The following is an 18,905-nucleotide window of genomic DNA, read 5'->3' as shown; positions in this document are numbered from 1 at the left end:
GATGATGCACACCTCGCCTCCCTCACGTCCCTCCCCGATCACGCCCACTGTCGACCTCAACCGCGACGGCGTTCAGCACGGACATCTGCGGCTGCCATGGTCCAGAGACGATTCCGCATGGGGATCGCTGATGTTGCCGATCTGCGTCATCCGCAACGGCGACGGTCCGACCGCGCTCTTAACCGGCGCCAATCATGGCGATGAATACGAAGGGCCGGTCGCTCTTTATGATCTCGCAGCCAATCTGAAACCGGAAGAGATCAGGGGCCGCGTCATCATTGTTCCGGCCATGAACTATCCGGCCTTTCTTGCGGGAACGCGAACATCTCCCATCGACAAGGGCAACCTCAACCGCAGCTTCCCGGGCCGTCCGGATGGTACAGTTACTGAAAAGATTGCCGACTATTTCACCCGCTACCTTTTGCCGGCAGCCGATATCGTCATGGATTTCCATTCCGGCGGGCGAACACTCGATTTCCTGCCTTACGCAGCCGCACATGCCTTGCCGGATACGGCACAGGAACTCCGCTGCTTTGCGGCGGTCAAAGCCTTTTCGGCGCCTTTCTCGATGCGGATGATCGAGATTGACGCTGTCGGCATGTACGACACGATAGCAGAGGAAGCGGGCAAGGTGTTTGTCACGACCGAGCTTTCCGGCGGCGGTACGATCTCCGCCCGCACTGCTTCCATAGCCAAGCGCGGCATTCGCAACCTTTTGCGCCATGCAGGCATTCTGCAAGGAGAGGTCGAGCTGTCACCAACAACATGGCTCGATATGCCATCGCATGAATGTTTCGGTTTTGCCGACACCGAGGGTCTGCTTGAACCTTTGGTTGATCTCGGAGCTCAGATACGCAAAGGCGACGTCATTGCGCGGGTTCATACCGTAACCCGCACAGGTGTTGCTCCGCAGGAATACCGTGCCGCGCTCGATGGAATTCTCGCAGCCCGGCATTTTCCAGGCCTCATCAAAATGGGGGACTGCCTGTCGGTCATTGCCACGATCAGTGAGGAGCCGTCTCCGGGATAAGCCGATCATTAACGCCAACTGACAAGCCGGACAATAAAACAACCGGCGTTCATAAAGAGGAGTGAACACGATGCGCATGAAACATCTTACATTTTCCGCTCTGTTTTCGGCAGTTGCGGTCTTGTCTCTCACGCTTCCGTCACAAGCTGTCACCATCGACGATCTCAAGGGTGCGGGCTTTGTTCGTGGGGCGACCGCCAATGAGGTGCCTTACGGCTACATGGACGAGAGCGGTGCGGCCAAAGGGATAGGCCCTGACGTCGCCGCAGCAATCTTCAAGAAACTTGGAATTGAGGAAATCGACTGGACTGTTACCCCGTTCGGCTCGCTCATTCCCGGTCTGAAAGCAAAGCGGTTCGAGTTTGTCGCGGCAGAGCAGAATGTCTTGCCGGACCGCTGCAAGCAGGTCCAGTTCACCGTCGCAAATTCGAGTTACGGTGAAGGCCTCCTGGTTCCCAAGGGCAACCCAAAGAACATTCATTCCTATGAAGACATTAAGAAAGATCCATCGCTGAAAGTCGCAATCGTTTCCGGTGCGGACCAGATCGACTTCCTGCATGGAATGGGTATCGACGAATCCCAGATCGTCATGATCCAGGGCAATGCCGATGCGCCATCGACGGTCCAGACCGGACGTGCAGATGCCTATGCTGCAACGGAACTGACGGTCGCCAAGCTGGTCGACAATTCACCGGAACTGGAACAGGCGCATCCGTTCACCGATCCGGTTGTGAACGGCAAATCTGCGAGAAGCTTCGGCGCGTTCAGCTTCCGTCCGGAAGACAAGGAATTCTATGAAGCTTTCAACAAGGCGCTCATCGAATTCAAGAAGACAGACGACTACAAAAAAATCCTGACGACTTATGGGCTTAGCGAGGAAAGCGTAGAAGCTGCACGAACAGTGGATACAGCCAGCCTCTGCAACGCAAAATAAGTTGATTTGCGCCCGCCGAACCGCTCACGGCTCGGCGGGCATTGTCTCATCTCAATCGGGAGACGATCATATGCATTGGACGGAATACCTTCCCGCCCTTTTCAAGGGAGCGCAAATCACTGCCATTCTTGCCCTCAGTTCGATGGCCATTGGCACCATACTGGCATTTTCCGCCGGAATTGCCCGATTTGCGGGTGGACCGATCCTTTCCACGATTGCGGTGATCTATATCGAGATATTCCGCGGCACGTCTCTGCTCGTGCAGCTCTTCTGGCTCTATTATGCCTTGCCGCTGATCGGCATTTCGTTTGATCCAATCACAACCGGCATCATGGGCCTTGGTCTCAACATCGGTGCCTATGGCGCAGAAGTGGTTCGCGGTGCCTTACAGGCGGTGCCGGAAGCACAACATGAAGCCGCCCGGGCGCTCAATTTCAGCAAGGGTCATACCTTGTTTCATGTCATTCTTCCGCAAGCGGTAGTCGAAATGATGCCGGCCTTCGGTAACCTTGCCATTCACAACCTCAAGGACACCGCGCTTGCTTCGCTCATTGCGATCAGCGACCTCACCTTTCAGGCCCAGCGCCTGCGAAACCTGACGCTCGACAGCGTGACAATCTATTCGCTGACCCTGCTCGGTTATTTTGCAATGGCGCTCGTGCTGTCAGCGGCCATTCGCTGGCTGGAGCGGCGTCTGAGACGCCAGACCATGGCCGGAGGCTTCGCATGATCTACGGTTATGCCTGGGACACCTCGTCCACTCTCTCGTTCGCGATTTCCATTCTGCCAATTCTGGCGATTGGTCTCACCGTGACTTTGAAAGCCGCTGCCGCGGGCTTTGGAATTGCGCTGGTCCTTGGCCTTGTCTTTGCGCTTCTGCGTCGCAGCCCATATAAGATCATATCCTGGCCAACGACGGTCGTGGTGGAGTTCCTGCGTGATACACCACTGCTGGTGCAGCTGTTTTTCCTCTATTACGTGCTGCCCGTATACGGCATTGTTCTGCCTGCATTTCTGACCGGCGCTCTGGCACTTGGTCTTCAATATTCGGCCTATACGTCGGAAGTTTATCGCGGAGGTATCGAAGCGATCCCGCGAGGACAATGGGAAGCCGCACGCGCATTGAATCTCACGCCCTGGCGCACCTATCGCGATATTGTCATCCCCCAAGCCATACCCCGGATCATCCCGGCCATGGGCAATTACCTGGTTTCCATGCTGAAGGAGACCCCGGTGCTCTCGGTCGTCAGCATCGTCGACATGCTGAACCTCGCCAATCTGATCGGCGACCGCACCTTCGAATATCTGGTTCCGCTGTCGATGGTAGGCCTGATTTTCCTGGTGCTGACCTTGATCTGCTCGGCACTCATACGCCTGCTCGAACGCACACTTCCAAAAAACGGAATCGCTCTCAAATGACCCAGGAAATTATCCGCTTTCAGGACGTAACCAAGCGCTTCGGAGCGCTGACAGTGCTGGATCGCTTCAATTTTTCCGTCACATCAGGCGAGAAGGTCACCCTCATCGGCCCCTCGGGCTCAGGGAAATCGACAGTTCTCCGTATCCTCATGACCTTGGAGCCGTTTCAGCAAGGCACCCTCCAACTTGCAGACATGTCCTATCACGAGCCGAACGGCAAAGGACAATTTCAGGCTAGTGAAGGCCATTTGCGCAAGATCAGGTCGCATGTCGGCATGGTGTTCCAGAGCTTTAATTTGTTCCCGCACATGTCTGTGTTACGAAACATAATCGAGGCCCCCATTCATGTTCTGGGCATGAAGCGCGCCGAAGCAGAGGCCCGCGCACTCGACCTGCTGTCCCTCGTGGGCTTGATCGACAAGAAAGACCACTATCCTTCGCAGCTATCCGGTGGCCAGCAACAGCGGGTCGCCATCGCCCGTTCTCTTGCCATGCGTCCACGCGTATTGTTGTTTGACGAACCCACGTCCGCTCTTGATCCGCAACTCGTGGGCGAAGTGCTGTCCGTCATTCGCGGGCTGGCACAGGAGCATGACCTGACCATGCTCCTTGTCACGCATGAAATGCGATTTGCCCGGGAAGTATCTGATCGCGTTTGCTTTTTCGATAAGGGGCGTATCTGCGAGCAAGGCACGCCGGAACAGATATTCCAGACCCCGAGCGAGGCACGCACCAAAGAGTTCCTGCGTTCGGTGCTTTAGAAACTGGCTTTCAGGCAATCGATCCCACATCGTAGACAGGCGGCAATTGCGCAAAGGTCTCGCGGATGGTCTCAAGTGCCGTCTGCAATGCCGGGCGCGAAAGCCGTCCCCCAAGACAGATGCGAATACCACCACTTCCTCGATCAGCACCCGCAACAAATGGGTCCGATGGCGTGACCGCAACGCCTTTATTGGCAAGCGCGCGCACCAGCCCATCCTCAGACCAGTTGCGAGGTATTTTAAGCCAGGCGCATAACGATAACGGATTGTTGCCCGCCACATGCGAACCCAGAATATCGGTTACCTGCGCCTGACGGGATCGCAACTCGCTGCGCTGGATTTCAATCAATTCCGCCGCCGTGCCATCTTCGATCCAGCGGCTGGCCATCTCACCCATAAGATTGACACCGCTCCAGCTTGTAACGCGCAAAATAGATGTGACCCGAATGGAATATTGCGTTGGAACGACGAGGTAACCGGTACGCAAGCCCGTCATTACCGTCTTGGTGAAACTTGTAACAAAGAAGCCAAGATCGGGCAGCAACTCCGGCATGGACGGCAATTTTTCTTCAAGGATGGGTTTGTAAACCTCATCCTCGATAACGCAGACATCGTATCGTCGGGCAATTTCTGCTATGGCGATGCGACGCCCTGCGCCCATCAGATGACTGGTCGGATTGCCCAGTGTCGGGATCATCACGAGCGCACGAACATCACCGGCCTTGCAGGCGGTTTCAAAAGCATCCGGTAGAATGCCCTGTTCATCAATAGGGAGTCCACGCAAAGTAAATCCGAGCACATTGGCAAGACCTATGATGCCATGGTCGGTCAGGCTTTCCGTGAGCACTACTTCTCCGGGCTGAACGACAGCGGCAACAGCGAGAAACAACCCATGTGCGGCACCATTGGTGAGGATGATCCGGCCCGGGTCGACATCAACCGACAGATTGCGCAGCCAATCCCGCGCGACAGCACGATGTCTGTCCAATCCCGCTATAGGACGGCAGGGGCGCATGAAACTTGCATTGTCCGACTGGCTCAATTCCTCCAGCAGACGGCGCGAGGCATTCTCGTGCGCTTCGGTATAGACCGCCCGAATGATCGACAGATCCGCCGTTCCGCTAGGATCACGATCGAGCATGAACCGGTCCGCTCGCTCTGTCACCCGGTTGCAGACATATGTTCCCCGACCAACCTCGCCGCGCAGATAACCACGTCGTTCAGCTTCCTTGTAACTGATACTGACGGTCTGCACCGAAAGTCCGAGCTTGTGAGCCAGGTCCCGATGCGTCGGCATACGCATGGCGGGTTGAAGAATGCCCTTTTCTATATCATCGACAATTTTTTCTGTCAGAAGTCGATGCTTGGTGACGCCCTTGCGCATTTCCAACATAGGTTCCCACATGCGTCCACCGACTCCATCATGACATATTGAGAATTGTCATATTATACTGAATTAATACCATGACATTCCAGTCAAAACAGCACAGAGGACGAAGCGATACAAACTGATGGGGACCATTGCGCCAATTTCCGAGAATATGACTTTGTGGGCGCCTGTCGCGCAGAATAGTTGGTCTGAAATTGTGTCGGAAGTTAGCGATATCGGGTCATAAAAGATGACAAGTCCATCAAAACAAGCTATTGATAGATAAAGCGATTTCTATCGTTTGCCTGTCCACATCGTTCCTCGCCGCCGGACGAAATGCGCATGAATGAAAAACGGAGCCAGCCGGTTTCCAAGCCGCCAAATCCAGCCAAACCGTTCCTCGAAAACGAACGTCCCACGCTGAAGACAATAGCATTCATGACTGGCCTGGGCGTAACCACGGTTTCCCGCGCCTTGAAGGATGCCCCTGAAATCGGCCCCGAAACCCGCAAACGCGTGCAATTGATCGCGAGGCAGATCGGGTATCGCCCCAATCGTGCAGGCGTACGCCTTCGTACCGGTAAAACAAACGTCATTGCGTTGGTTCTTAATACGCAAGATGAAATCATGGGCTTTACCAGTCAGGTCATTCATGGTGTTGCGGATGTACTCGCCGAAACGCAATACCATCTCATTCTAACGCCCTATTTTCATTCAAGGGCACCCATCGAGCCGATCCGCTATATCGTCGAGACAGGTTCAGCCGACGGAATTATATTCTCACGCACAGAACCGGACGACCAACGCGTCCATTATCTGACCGAACATGATTTCCCGTTCGCCACCCACGGACGCACTGATACGGGCATCGAACATCCTTATCATGACTTTGATAATTTCACTTTTGCCCTGGAGATGGTCGGTAAACTGTCAACGCTCGGGCGGAGGCGACTTGCCCTGCTGACTCCGCCAGCGCACCTCACCTATTACCGGCATATGGTGGGTGGATTTTATGAGGGGCTGCGGACCTTTCATTGCAGCGGAACCCCACTTGAAGGGGTTGATCTTGATACATCCCTTGAGGACTTGCGGCTGCATGTTGCTCAACTGATGAAGAGAGCAGATCGGCCGGACGGCATCATCTGCTCCGGCAGTGCGGCTGCATTAGCAATTGTTGCAGGTATCGAAGATGCGGGAATGAACATCGGCAATGAAGTTGATGTAGCAGCCAAACAGTCGACCGAGATTTTGCACTGGTTTCGTCCGGGCCTGATTGTTGTTGAGGAGAGTTTCAAGCTCGCGGGCCAACAACTTGGTAAAGCCATTCTGGGCCGGATCAACGGCAAGGACGTCAAGTCCCTGCAGACAATAGGCTAGGTGGGTGGAGGCCACCCCAATCCCGCGGGATCGGGATAGCCTCCAATCGCTCGGGAGGAGCGATGCAAAGTCAGTTTGCCGCCCGTTTCTTTCTGTTTTCTTCCGGCTGAAGCAAGGCTTCTGCGGCAGCGATATCGAGTGCTTCCGGGCGCGTGCATCGTGTTTCAATGTCGATGAAACGCTTTTCTTCACCTGATCTCAGAATGGCCAACATGACATCGACCCCATGCAGGGCGCGTTCCAGCGAACAGCGCATATCACGACCCTCCAGGATGGCGGCCGCCATATCTGCCAGTCCTGCCGCTCTATAGTTGGCCATCATGCCTTGCGAGTGCTGTTCATTGGCGATGCCAAAGGGGTGTTCCCAGTTTTCGACAGGTTCGGCTGGCTCACCCGGCTTCGCTATCTGTACCTCCCCACCGAAAAAATTTGGGTCCGGCAGATAGAGCGATCCTTCGGTGCCATATAGTTCCATGTTCGCATGGCGGTGCGCCCACACATCCCAACTCGCTGAAAGCGTTATTGTTGCGCCTTGCTCGAATTCCAGCAGTGCGTGAATGGTGGTTGGTGTCTCCACGGGAATCGTTTCGCCTTTGCGCGGTTCCGAACTGATCGTCCGCGTCGGTGTCGCCATGGAAGTCAAAGCCGCGACACGCTTCACAGGCCCGATGAGATTGACGAGATTTGCGATGTAATAAGGCCCGAGATCGAGTATGGGGCCGCCGCCATGCTTGAAGAAGAAGTCCGGGTTCGGATGCCAATGCTCCATACCGTGGCTCATGACGTGGCATGTGCCTGAAGTGATACGGCCGACATTTCCACTATCGATTTCGCGCCGCGCCAACTGGTGCGCACCGCCGAGAAACGTGTCCGGAGCGCACCCCACTTTGAGACCTCGGCCGTCGGCAAGTGCCTTCAGTTCCAGCCCCTGCTCCATTGAAAGAACCAGCGGCTTTTCCGAATAGGCGTGTTTGCCTGCCGCCAGTATCTGCTTGGTTACGGCATAGTGGGCATCTGGAATTGTCAGGTTGACGATGATGTCTATGTCATCATTCCGAAGCAGTTCCTCAATAGTCTGTGCCTTTACGCCGAACTCTTCTGCCCGCGCATTTGCCGCCGCCAGATTGATATCTGCGCAAGCCCTCATTTCGATGTTTCGAAACATAGGCGACAGCCGCAGATATGCAGCCGATATATTACCGCAGCCGATAATCCCGACACCAAGTGTCCTGGTCATTTCTTTCTCCAACTTAGAAAGTTCTTACGGTTTCGATGGAACGGCTCGCAAACCGGGTATCGTCCGACGGGTTATCGTGTTCCATGATGAAATAGCGGGCAGGCGTCTTGCGCAAAGCCGTAAACAAGGCAGGCCAGTCGACGGTCCCGTGACCAACATCTTCCCAACCGTCTTCGTCGGCCTTTTCTCCATTCACCGCGATGTCCTTCACATGAACTGCCAGTATCCGGTTGCCGTAACGCTCGATCCATTCAAGCGGGTCAGCTCCCCCTTTGATGATCCAGGCAATATCGGCCTCCCATACCAGATCGGGCGAAGCATTCAGGATGTGTTCCTGCGGCACGGAACCGTCAGCCAAGGGCCGGAACTCGAAATCGTGATTGTGCCAGCCAAAGGCATAGCCTTCCTTGCGATAAGGCTCACCAGCCGCGACCAGGCGTTTACCAAACTCCTGCCAACCAGCGACACTTTCCGGGCGGCGATCTGCATCGAGATAAGGACAGAAGATCGCCTTCATATCGGCAACCCTGGCAATCTCCAGAACGCGGCTCACTTCATTTTCCAGCATATCCAGACCAAAATGGCCGGTAGGCATGGAAAGCCCCAAAGCATCGAGATCCTTCTTTAATCGAACGGGATCACCATAAATCCCCCCGTAACCTTCTACACGACGATAGCCGAGGTCGCGCAACATTGTGAGTGTGCGCTCCAGCGGCTGGAAATTACGAGAGCTGTAAAGCTGATAGGAATATCCGTTCATGTCCTTATCCTTTGAACTCGTTCCAGAACTACGTTGGTTTTTCTGAGCAAAATGCACCCGTGCGGATCGACGCGGTGTCCGATCCGTCAGCAAAAACAATGGTCGCCTCTTGCTGAAGGCTGTTAAGGGGAGCGTTGTTCTCTGTTCATCTAAAGCCTCTCCTCCGTTTGAGCATCGAAAAGCGACAGAGTATCGGGTTTGAAGCCGATCCTGACCTTGTCTCCTGCCCGATAACGCTTTCCGGCTTCCACGCGCGCGGAAAGCGGATGCCCGTTCAGCCGAAGCCAGACCAGACTATCGGCGCCCATCGGTTCATCCAGATCGACCGTCGCCTCGAATCCGTCCTCGACCTCAAGCCTGACATGTTCCGGACGAACACCGAGTGTTGCCTTCCGACCCGGCTGTAGCGCTCCGTCATATCCGTCCAGCCCTACGGCTGTCTGTCCGATGTGGAATACGGCCTTTCCTTCTGCGACCGCAATTTCACCAGCGAAGAAATTCATCGATGGCGACCCCAGGAAACCCGCGACAAACCGGTTCTTCGGGCGGTTGTAGATCGTCAGCGGGTCGGCCAGTTGCTGAACCACGCCACCTTTCATCACGGCAATGCGATCCGCCAGTGTCAGCGCTTCAATCTGGTCGTGGGTAACGTAGATCATCGTGTTGCCGAGTTTCTGATGAAGACGTTTGATCTCGACGCGCAGCTCGGAGCGCAATTTTGCATCGAGATTGGAAAGCGGTTCATCGAACAGGAACACATCGACGTCGCGCACCAATGCACGACCGATCGCAACACGCTGACGCTGACCACCAGACAATGCCGAGGGTTTGCGTTGCAGCAAGGGTTCGATCTGGAGAATTTCGGCAGCACGCTTGATGCGTTTGTCGATCTCCCCCTTCGGCAGACCGGCCACGCGCAATCCGAAAGAAAGGTTCTTTTCGACAGTCATCTGCGGGTAAAGCGCGTAGGATTGAAACACCATGCCGATGCCCCGGTCCTTTGGCTCATCCCAGGTGACATTTCGGCCCTTGATGAAGATGCTGCCTTCGGAAATATCGAGAAGACCAGCCACGCAATTGAGCAGCGTCGACTTTCCGCAACCGGATGGCCCCAGAAGCACGAGAAACTCGCCTTCCCCGATTTCCAGATTGAGATTTTGCAGCACATTGACCGTGCCGAAGCCAAGCGACAGGTCCTGGATGGAAACGCTTGAATTCATGAACTCATCCTTTCACTGCGCCAGCGGCAATACCGCGAACGAAATAACGGCCGGAGAGGAAGTAAACGAGCAGTGGCACGGCACCGGTCAGGATCGTGGCTGCCATATTGACGTTGTATTCCTTCACGCCCTGCATGGAATTGACGATATTGTTCAACTGCACGGTCATCGGAAAATTCTTCGTTCCGGCGAACACCACGCCAAACAGAAAGTCGTTCCAGATACCGGTCACCTGCAAAATGATCGCAACTACGAAAATTGGCAGTGACATCGGCAGCATGATCTGAAAGAAAATTCGCCAGAAACCTGCACCGTCCACACGCGCCGCCTTGAACAATTCCGGCGGCAGACCGGCGAAATAATTGCGGAACAGCAGCGTGAGGATTGGCATGCCGAAAATCGTATGGATGAAGACAACGCCGGTCAGCGTGCCGAAAATTCCCAGTTCGCGTGTAATGATAACGAGCGGATAGAGCATGACCTGATACGGAATAAACGCCCCGAACAGCAGCACCGCGAAGAAGATTTCCGATCCCTTGAACTTCCAGTTTGCCAGCGCGTAACCATTCACCGATGCGATCGCGATGGAAACGATCACGCTCGGCACGGTGATCTTGATGGAATTCCAGAAACCTGCGCTGATTCCTTCGCAATAAAGGCCGGTGCAAGCCTGGCTCCATGCCTTGACCCAAGGTTCGAACGTGATTTCGACCGGCGGCGCAAAGATGTTACCGAGCCGGATTTCAGGCATACCCTTCAGGGATGTGACAACCATCACATAAAGCGGCAGCAGGTAATAGACGGCAGAAACAAACAGCACGCTGTAGAGCATGATGGTTGCTGGGGCAAAGCGCCGTTTCGGTTTGCGCCCCCAGGGCTGAGAGACCTGCTTCGCCGCAGGACGCGTCTGGTCCGTCGCAGCTTCGGTTCCGGCTCGTACCCTCCCGTTCAGAACAGCTTCCGTCATCGCGTTTTTCTCCGGCTATGCTCAAACATCGTCCACGGAACGAGGATGATCAAAACTGTAGTCAACATGACCGTAGATGCAGCAAGCCCCTGCCCCAGATTGGCCCAGCCGAACATGAAGTCGTAGACGTATTTTGCCGGCACTTCCGATGCGATGCCGGGACCGCCATTGGTCATGGCGACAACCAGATCGTAGAGTTTGACGATGCCGGTCGCGATCAACACGATGGTCGTCACCAGGACGGGACGCATCATCGGCAGGATGATGAACAGATAGGTTTTCCATTTCGGAATGCCGTCAACTCGTGCGGCCTTCCAGATTTCCTCATCGACACTGCGGAGCCCCGCCAGCATCAGGACCATGACGAGCCCTGTCATCTGCCAAAGCCCGGCAATGACAATCGCATAAATGACGTAGGTCCGGCTCGACAGGATCGCGATATGGAAATTTTCAAAACCTACATCGCGGACCACTTTCTCCAGTCCGAGTTGTGGATTGAATATCCACTGCCAGACGAGACCCGTCACGATACACGACAAGGCATAGGGATAGAGAAAGATTGTGCGGAACGTATTTTCGAAACGAATCTTCTGGTCCATCAACGCCGCAAGCACAAAGCCCGTCACGAGCGAAAAGCCCATGCACAAGACACCATAGATCGCAAGATTGCGGACCGACACATGCCAGCGGGTGGCAGAGAACAGGCGCGTGTATTGATCGAAGCCGACAAAGTTCAACATCGGCAGCGATTTGGAAGACGTGAAGGAATAAAGGACTGTCCAGAGCGTGCAGCCAATGAAGACCACGAGAACCGTCGCGATCATCGGAAGGGCTGCAACTTTCGCATTCAGATTGCGAAATATTCCCGGCGGCTTTCGACGATTGCCCTCTTCGATGACGGCCATGATATTCCTCCCTATCCCGGTTTTCGGGGTCCTGCACCGCCATCCTCAGGGACGGCGCAAGACCAGACCGAGACTATTGTGCCTGCTCGATAATCTCGGCAAAACGTTCCTGAATGTCGTCAACGGTCATATCGGGATTGGAGAAAAACTCAGCCGCCAGACTTTCGATCTGTCCTTGCGTGTCCGGTGCGCGCAATTGCTCCACTGATGGAACGATGTTATCCGGGTTCTTCAAAATCTCGATGCCCGCACGCATGCAAGTCGATGCTGCCTCAAGGTCGACATCGCCCCGGATCGGCAGAGAACCCTTGGCAAGATTGAACGCGACCTGCGTATCCTTGGAAACAAGCATGCTAGCCAGCTTTAGCTGCGCTTTCGTAACTTCCGGGTCCTTGTTCTTCGGGAAGTAGATCGCGTCGCCGCCAGTATCCAGATACGGATGGACACCGAGTCCCGGCAAGCAATCATAATCCTTGCCTGCAACCTTTCCGGCTGTACCAAACTCACCCTGCGCCCAGTCCCCCATGATCTGTGTTCCTGCGCGGCCGGTCAGCACCATATTGGTTGCCTCGTTCCATGAGCGGCCAACATAACCCTTATCAGCCAGTTCGCGTGCCTGCGCCAGCGCTTCAAAGACCCTCTTCATTTCAGGCCCTCGCGCCGCATCGGCATCCTTGTCCTTGTTGACCTTCAGGTAAAGGTCCTTGCCGCCAATCGCAGTCGTCAGGACGGTCAGTATGCCGTTCACCTGCCACCCGTCACCGGTTGCGAGAGGAACGATGTTCTTTTCCTTCAGCTTGGGAGCCGCAGCGACAAGATCATTCCAATTCTTGGGCGGTTCTGTTCCGGCATCACGAAATGCTTGCGGATTGACCCACATCCATTCCCAGGAATGAATATTCAGCGGAACGCAGTAAAGACGTCCTTCAAAGGTGCAGGATTCCAGGAGGCTCTTAGGGCGAATGAAATCAGCCCAGCCTTCCTTTTCAGCAAGCTCGGTCAGGTCCATCATCAGGCCGCCTTGCACCAGCTCTTCAGCCTGCCGTCCATGATTGAGCTGCGTCGCCCCCATCGGATTGCCGCCCAGAATTCGGCTGATAATGATCGGGCGTGCGGTAGAGCCGCTACCGGCTATCGCTCCATCGACCCATTTGTCGCCGCCGAGCGCATCAAATTTTTCAGCAAGAACCTTGACCGCCGCAGCTTCACCGCCGGATGTCCACCAATGGGTGACTTCAAGATTGGCCGCCGAGGCCGAACCTACCATTGTCAACGCTGTCATAGCCAGACAAACGGATGCGGTGAGCGTCTTTGCTCTTTGAAGCAACATTCCATCTCCTCCCAAATCTGAAACGTTACAGATATGGTATTCAAAAAGGTCTCACTTGCAACCCCTCTTCTGCGTATCTTCAGAGATTCCGCATCTGTAGGAAAATTAAGTTGTTGTTTTAACGATATTTTTCCGATGGCGTTTTTCTCGGAGCAAAGCATTCCAGTATGTGCCATTTCCGAACGAACGGCTGTCGAAGTGTCAGAAGCCGAAGAATCTGTAACGTTACAGTTACAAGCAATTGCAATAGAAAAAGCGCCCGTTTGGGCGCCTTCTCATATTTTTTCAAAACCAGATTGAATCAGGCGGCTTTTGTCACCAAGCCGTGCGGATCGAGAACAAACTTCTTGGCAGCGCCCTGATCAAAGCTCTCATAGCCCTTTGCCGCATCTTCAAGCGATATCACCTGAGCGTTGACAATATCGGCTATGTTGAGACGTCCATGAAGGATAGCCTGCATCAGCTGCCGATTGTACTTCAGCACGGGCGTCTGTCCCGTATGGAACGACTGCGCCTTGGCCCAACCGAGACCGAAGCGCAGGGACAAGCTACCTTGCTTTGCGGCATTATCGACGGCTCCCGGATCTTCAGTGACATAGAGCCCTGGAATACCGATGGCCCCCGCCGGGCGGGTGATCTCCATCATCTGGTTAAGCACAATTGCGGGTTGTTCGCCTCCGCTGTGGCCCCGTGCTTCGAAACCAACGGCGTCGATAGCACTATCGACTTCGTTACTGCCGGTGACCTCTGCAATCATGTCGCCGAGACGGTCGCTGGCTGAAAGATCGATCGGTTCAAACCCGACCTTCCGTGCGTGATCCAGACGTTCCTTGTTGAAGTCGCCGATCATGACGACCGCAGCTCCCAGAATGCGTGCGGATGCGGCGGCGGCAAGACCGACTGGCCCCGCGCCCGCGACATAGACAATCGAGCCGACTCCGACGCCAGCCTTGACGGCACCGTGAAAACCGGTTGGCAAGATATCGGAAAGCATCGTCAGGTCGCGGATTTTTTCCATCGCCTGTTCGCGATCAGGAAATTTGAGCAGATTGAAATCCGCATAGGGAACCATGACATAGCGGGCCTGTCCGCCGATCCAGCCTCCCATATCAACATAACCATAGGCGCCGCCGGCACGCGACGGGTTGACCGTCAGGCAAACGCCAGTGTCCTGGGATTTACAGCAGCGGCAACGTCCGCAAGCGACGTTGAATGGCACCGAAACGATGTCGCCCACGTCAAGCATTTCAACATCGCTGCCCTTCTCGATAATTTCACCGGTAATTTCATGGCCAAGCACAAGACCGGGCATGGCAGTGGTGCGCCCCCGGACCATATGTTGATCTGAGCCGCAAATATTGGTGGAAATTACCTTCAGTATAACGGCGTGGTCCAGCTTCCTCCCATCCGGTGCCGCCAACACTGGGTCTTCAATATCGCGTACTTCGACTGTCCCGGGCCGCAAATAAACGACGCCACGGTTCTTGCTCATGTCTACCTCCTCCAGGTCGAACAACACTGACAGATTTCAAACAATGCAATGATCGATAGTTTTCCGGGCATACGTTGGAACGCCCGTTTCTCGGAGGTTACAGACAGAACGCGTGTGGTTCAGTCCCAATCGCGACACGTCTCATTCAAATTGACCGTCAGAAGACTGGCTGCGGGCAGTCAGTAGGTAGCGGACTTTGCCTGCGCCGCATCTTCGTCGAAAATGAATGCAGGACCAATCACACGTACATTGCGGTCACTCATGGGAGCAAAAGACGTTGCCGAAATCGCGACCTCATCATTGCGTGTCGGTCGGGTGTCCGGCATGGGCACGACCACGTTTTTGAATGCACGACTGCCTTTGCTATTGGCTCGCAATTCGCTGATCTTGTTGACATAACCAGCCCAATCGCACTTCTTGAAATCGCTGCCGCCTTGATAGGCGTAGGCAGTTGGAAGCTCGATGTAGGACTTGCCGTTGGAAACGGAAATCATGTCCGCTGTTTCGCCATTCGGATCGGTCAAAATATAAAGATCGACATTCTCCCCCTGACAGATAAAGCGGCATTGCGCCAATGTCTCCGTCACATTGTCGGATTTCTGAAACTGCGAATGCGGAGCCGGGAAAAGATAACCGTCCGACAAGCGCACGCAATAGGTCAAGGCGCCCTTCACACCGCTGGGAACCCACGGCTTGCCGGGCGTGTTGACCGAAGACGTTTTCGGCCGATCGAGTTTTACTTTTGCAGTTTGCGGTGCAGTCGGCTGTTCGGCACACGCCCTAGAAGAAAGCGAACTGGACGCGAGTTGCCGCTGGATTTCAGCAACACGCTGGGCAAGATCACGACACGGATTGAAGAAACCTCCACGTTCGTCGCCCCCCTTGCAGCCACGGCTCCGCTCCATTGCGCGCAGGGCTGAAAGCTGGCGTTGCGTCATCAAATCCGCGGCGCCGGCTGCTCGCGTGCAGGACGCGGCAGCCAATTGCGGATAACAAATCAGTCCGATCATAAGCAGCAAGGCGAAAGATTTTGTCACAACAACACCGTTGAACCCCAAGACTTCTGACAATTATCCTGCCGACAAGAGGTGAAGCGGCCTTTCCATTTCCGAATTCCCGCGCTTGGGGTTCAGCACTTCATCCGGGTCCATCTCCGAGACCAGAGCAGCCAACGCCAATCGCAGATAAAGAGGCGCATCAGTCCGATCTATCGCCTTGAGGGCAACTCGCGAAATACCGAGAGAATGAGCCAGTTCCTGCTCGGATGTGTTCAGGGATGCACAGATTCTCGCGAGCTTTTCGTATGCACGTCTACCCATTGCCGTCGTTCCCTCCTCCAATTTTCTGGCGATCCGTTTCGGTCGCCATTGTTTTTCATCGTTCTGTTTCAACCCGAGACGGCCTTACCCTTAACCGGTGATCGCCCCCGACTTGATGAGGGCTGCAATTTGATCCGGGGCGAGCTTTGTCTCGGTCGGAGATGAAGCCGCAGGAGCCCAGATTACGGTCACGCATCATCTCAACTATTGGTCATATCTTGCCCGCAACAATAGAAGGACATTTTCTTACATTAAGCAACGTGAAATATCAGACAGAAAATGAAACTACTTCAACCAAACAAGGATAACCAAACAACCCTTATTCATGCTCCAATATGGCACATGCCGAATTTGAGTATACCGACTCCTTGTATACTTTTTATGCTAAATATTTGATTTCTATATCAAATAAGTCAAAATCCCCTTGAATAGGGGGATGCCAACACCCGCAAATTTTACTATCTTTAATTGAAATACAACAATCACATCAAATCTAAATTGCAGAGATTCCAAACGAAACAAAGGTTACCTTTATCTGGAAGAATGGAGCCCCAATGCGCTTTCGGGTCGGGTGCAGTAGCAGCGCATGGATTGAATCAAAAAACTGGCGAAGAATCGACACCAGGGCGACGCAAGTGCGCGCGACCTTCTGCTCGCCAAGTCGGACGCAAACGGGGATGTGAGTCCCTAGAAGTCATCCCGGTGGCGAATGGATTGCAGATAGGCGTAGGCCGTACCCAAAAGCACGGGCACGATTACCAGAGCGGTCCAGAATAGAATGTTGCTCATCTCTGCCCTCTCCCATAGTGCGTAGCGATGTGCGTTCTGCATCTCTGCAGGCACTATTCTAACACGGAAATGGCCGTCCTGTTTCAAATTCTTAATGGGAGGTTAATGCGCTTCGACGCCCTGACGGGCAAATATCGTCACCAACCAGTCGATAAATACTCTGACCCGCGGAGAAAGCTGACGGTCACGGGGGTATATGACAGAGACTGGTGATGGAGTTGGAGGATAAGCGGTGAGTATCTGCACCAGTTTACCATCAACGATGTGCTTCAACGCATGATAGCGGGGAATCTGTATGATCCCCAGCCCCTCACAGGCAGCAGCGGTATAGCTCTCGGCGGCATTGACCGTGACCGACGCAGGGATCGTGACGGTTCGCAATTTTCCGTCGATCATGAATTCCAGCGGCATGCGCGTAATACTACCGCTCGCCCTGAAACCGATCATCCGGTGACCTTCGCCCAACTCATCGGGGTGTTGGGGGTGTCCAAATCGCGAGATATAAGAAGGGGATGCGACGGTGATCTCATCCAGCATCGTAACCCGCCGGGCAATCATGTCGCTGTCTTGCAGCGAACCAACGCGCAGAACGCAATCGATACCTTCCCGAACCAGATCGACGAACCGGTCTCCCTCGGTCATATAGAATTCGATCTCGTTATATTTTTCCAGAAAGGCGGGCAGTTCGGGAAAAAGAAAATGACGGGCCAATGTTCCTTGAACTTCAACCCGAAGCAGACCTTTGGGCGCAACTCCGGAAAACCCGCCTTCGGCATCCTCCACATCAGCCAGAATTGCTGTGCAACGCTGATAATAAGCCTGACCGTCAAGCGTTGGGTTGACGTGTCGGGTGGTGCGTAGAAACAGCTGCGTACCCAGTCGTCTTTCAAGCTGCTTGATCGCGTCGGTAACGGTGGAACGCGGAATTCCGAGATCTTCGGCAGCCAGGGTAAAACTGCGGCGTTCCAATACGCGGGTGAAGACCCGCATCGCGTCGAACCTGTCCATCTGATTGTTCGCTCTTCTCGGATAGTGATAACAAATAATGCCCGATTAAACGGTTAGAGAAAAGTGCGATCTTGTTGGTGCTTACAAAACGGACCTAAGTGATCGGAGCACAGAATGTCAGATATGAAAAACAGGGTTGCCATCGTCACCGGAGCATCGCGAGGCATCGGTGCCGCCATTGCCGAACGTCTGGGGCGCGATGGTTTTACGGTTATCGTCAACTATGCCGGCAACGCTGCGATGGCCAACGCCGTAGTGACCAGGATCGAGGCTACGGGTGGCGTCGCGCTATCAGCACAGGCCGATGTTGCCGATCCCGTCGCAGTAAAGAAAATGTTCGATGCCGCCGAAACCGCATTCGGAGGAGTTGACGTCCTCATCAATAATGCCGGTATCATGGCCCTATCACCTCTCGCTGCTACCGAAGATTTGGATTTCGACAAGACTGTATCGGTCAATCTAAAAGGGACATTCAATACTATGCGGGAGGCAGGCAGGCGTCTGCGCGACAATGGACGCATTATCAATTTTTCGACCAGTGTGGTTGGCCTGAAACTGGAAAATTACGGTATTTACGCAGCGACCAAGGCCGCCGTCGAAACGCTGACGGCTATCATGGCCAAGGAAATGCGCGGTCGAAACATCACCGTCAATGCCGTCGCCCCCGGCCCCACCGCGACTGACCTCTTTTTGGATGGAAAATCCGAGGAAGTCGTTGCTCGCATGGCGAAGATGAGCCCGCTCGAACGGCTCGGCACACCGGAGGACATCGCAGGCGTAGTTGCGTTTCTCGCGGGACCCGACGGCGCTTGGGTGAACGGCCAGACCTTACGCGCCAATGGTGGGATCATCTGAAATACGGACATGCTCTGCGAGGCAGGTATCTCGCAGAACGTATTTCCCCTAAAACTATCCTAATAGTTGTAGATAATCCCTATTCGCCTTGACAGTTTGTCGCGGTGAGGCTTCACATGAGCCGGATTCTTTT

19 protein-coding genes are annotated in these 18,905 nt (G+C 54.5%); 8 read left to right on the top strand and 11 right to left on the bottom strand.

What is annotated here, in order from left to right:
• The first annotated feature begins 1 nt into the window (after position 1).
• From doeB to ehuA, 5 genes are all read left to right on the top strand, one after another.
• A complete protein-coding gene (gene doeB / locus ACOWVS_RS02290) occupies positions 2–1,030 on the top strand; it encodes a N(2)-acetyl-L-2,4-diaminobutanoate deacetylase DoeB (protein WP_075041464.1) in 1,029 nt (342 codons plus the stop codon).
• Positions 1,031–1,100: 70 nt separating this feature from the next.
• Positions 1,101–1,964 (top strand): ectoine/hydroxyectoine ABC transporter substrate-binding protein EhuB, encoded by an 864-nt coding sequence (ehuB, locus tag ACOWVS_RS02285; RefSeq protein WP_075041465.1) that lies wholly within the window; start codon positions 1,101–1,103, stop codon positions 1,962–1,964.
• Positions 1,965–2,034: 70 nt separating this feature from the next.
• Complete coding sequence (gene ehuC / locus ACOWVS_RS02280; RefSeq protein ID WP_075041466.1) at positions 2,035–2,694, top strand: ectoine/hydroxyectoine ABC transporter permease subunit EhuC; 660 nt, start codon at positions 2,035–2,037, stop codon at positions 2,692–2,694.
• Entirely contained in the window at positions 2,691–3,383 is a 693-nt protein-coding gene (gene ehuD, locus ACOWVS_RS02275) for an ectoine/hydroxyectoine ABC transporter permease subunit EhuD (RefSeq protein ID WP_075041467.1), read from the top strand. Before ehuC ends, ehuD begins: the two co-directional genes overlap by 4 nt.
• The gene (gene ehuA / locus ACOWVS_RS02270) at positions 3,380–4,144 is read left to right on the top strand and encodes an ectoine/hydroxyectoine ABC transporter ATP-binding protein EhuA (protein ID WP_075041468.1); all 765 of its coding nucleotides are present in this window, start codon (positions 3,380–3,382) and stop codon (positions 4,142–4,144) included. The genes ehuD and ehuA overlap by 4 nt, the downstream gene beginning before the upstream one ends.
• Positions 4,145–4,154: 10 nt before the next feature.
• Here the strand turns inward: ehuA and ACOWVS_RS02265 are convergent, their stop codons facing one another.
• Positions 4,155–5,549 carry a PLP-dependent aminotransferase family protein gene (locus ACOWVS_RS02265; protein ID WP_075041469.1) on the bottom strand — a complete coding sequence of 465 codons (1,395 nt, stop codon included), beginning with the start codon at positions 5,547–5,549 and terminating at the stop codon, positions 4,155–4,157.
• 306 nt (positions 5,550–5,855) lie between these two features.
• Between ACOWVS_RS02265 and ACOWVS_RS02260 the strand changes: the two genes are divergently transcribed.
• The gene (locus tag ACOWVS_RS02260; RefSeq protein WP_021585652.1) at positions 5,856–6,890 is read left to right on the top strand and encodes a LacI family transcriptional regulator; all 1,035 of its coding nucleotides are present in this window, start codon (positions 5,856–5,858) and stop codon (positions 6,888–6,890) included.
• A 70-nt stretch (positions 6,891–6,960) separates the two neighbouring features.
• On the opposite strand, the gene ACOWVS_RS02255 is transcribed toward ACOWVS_RS02260, so the two are convergent.
• The 6 genes from ACOWVS_RS02255 to ACOWVS_RS02230 form a co-directional block, all read right to left on the bottom strand.
• Positions 6,961–8,127 carry a Gfo/Idh/MocA family protein gene (locus tag ACOWVS_RS02255; RefSeq protein WP_021585653.1) on the bottom strand — a complete coding sequence of 389 codons (1,167 nt, stop codon included), beginning with the start codon at positions 8,125–8,127 and terminating at the stop codon, positions 6,961–6,963.
• Between the two features lie 13 nt (positions 8,128–8,140).
• Positions 8,141–8,887 (bottom strand): sugar phosphate isomerase/epimerase family protein, encoded by a 747-nt coding sequence (locus ACOWVS_RS02250; RefSeq protein ID WP_021585654.1) that lies wholly within the window; start codon positions 8,885–8,887, stop codon positions 8,141–8,143.
• A gap of 149 nt (positions 8,888–9,036) precedes the next feature.
• The gene (locus ACOWVS_RS02245; RefSeq protein ID WP_021585655.1) at positions 9,037–10,107 is read right to left on the bottom strand and encodes an ABC transporter ATP-binding protein; all 1,071 of its coding nucleotides are present in this window, start codon (positions 10,105–10,107) and stop codon (positions 9,037–9,039) included.
• Positions 10,108–10,111: 4 nt separating this feature from the next.
• Complete coding sequence (locus ACOWVS_RS02240) at positions 10,112–11,074, bottom strand: carbohydrate ABC transporter permease (protein ID WP_006468713.1); 963 nt, start codon at positions 11,072–11,074, stop codon at positions 10,112–10,114.
• The gene (locus ACOWVS_RS02235; RefSeq protein WP_075041470.1) at positions 11,071–11,979 is read right to left on the bottom strand and encodes a carbohydrate ABC transporter permease; all 909 of its coding nucleotides are present in this window, start codon (positions 11,977–11,979) and stop codon (positions 11,071–11,073) included. The genes ACOWVS_RS02240 and ACOWVS_RS02235 overlap by 4 nt, the downstream gene beginning before the upstream one ends.
• A gap of 73 nt (positions 11,980–12,052) precedes the next feature.
• Positions 12,053–13,309 carry an ABC transporter substrate-binding protein gene (locus ACOWVS_RS02230; RefSeq protein ID WP_075041471.1) on the bottom strand — a complete coding sequence of 419 codons (1,257 nt, stop codon included), beginning with the start codon at positions 13,307–13,309 and terminating at the stop codon, positions 12,053–12,055.
• 33 nt (positions 13,310–13,342) lie between these two features.
• Between ACOWVS_RS02230 and ACOWVS_RS02225 the strand changes: the two genes are divergently transcribed.
• A complete protein-coding gene (locus ACOWVS_RS02225; RefSeq protein ID WP_139309250.1) occupies positions 13,343–13,609 on the top strand; it encodes a hypothetical protein in 267 nt (88 codons plus the stop codon).
• Between the two features lies 1 nt (position 13,610).
• On the opposite strand, the gene fdhA is transcribed toward ACOWVS_RS02225, so the two are convergent.
• The 4 genes from fdhA to ACOWVS_RS02205 form a co-directional block, all read right to left on the bottom strand.
• Positions 13,611–14,801: a formaldehyde dehydrogenase, glutathione-independent gene (gene fdhA / locus ACOWVS_RS02220; RefSeq protein WP_006472269.1), complete on the bottom strand. Its 1,191-nt coding sequence runs from the start codon at positions 14,799–14,801 to the stop codon at positions 13,611–13,613.
• Between the two features lie 179 nt (positions 14,802–14,980).
• Entirely contained in the window at positions 14,981–15,739 is a 759-nt protein-coding gene (locus ACOWVS_RS02215; RefSeq protein WP_241083975.1) for a DUF2865 domain-containing protein, read from the bottom strand.
• 132 nt (positions 15,740–15,871) lie between these two features.
• Positions 15,872–16,120 carry a hypothetical protein gene (locus ACOWVS_RS02210; protein WP_006472270.1) on the bottom strand — a complete coding sequence of 83 codons (249 nt, stop codon included), beginning with the start codon at positions 16,118–16,120 and terminating at the stop codon, positions 15,872–15,874.
• 891 nt (positions 16,121–17,011) lie between these two features.
• Positions 17,012–17,917 carry a LysR family transcriptional regulator gene (locus ACOWVS_RS02205; protein WP_021585661.1) on the bottom strand — a complete coding sequence of 302 codons (906 nt, stop codon included), beginning with the start codon at positions 17,915–17,917 and terminating at the stop codon, positions 17,012–17,014.
• A 114-nt stretch (positions 17,918–18,031) separates the two neighbouring features.
• Here ACOWVS_RS02205 and ACOWVS_RS02200 point away from each other — a divergent pair, with 114 nt between their 5' ends.
• The gene (locus ACOWVS_RS02200) at positions 18,032–18,772 is read left to right on the top strand and encodes an SDR family oxidoreductase (RefSeq protein WP_021585662.1); all 741 of its coding nucleotides are present in this window, start codon (positions 18,032–18,034) and stop codon (positions 18,770–18,772) included.
• Positions 18,773–18,905 lie beyond the last annotated feature (133 nt).

This window comes from Brucella sp. IR068, assembly GCF_049065885.1.
Lineage (GTDB): Bacteria > Pseudomonadota > Alphaproteobacteria > Rhizobiales > Rhizobiaceae > Brucella > Brucella intermedia.
Note: the sequence above shows the minus strand (reverse complement) of the source record. Positions and strands in the feature narration are given on the sequence as shown.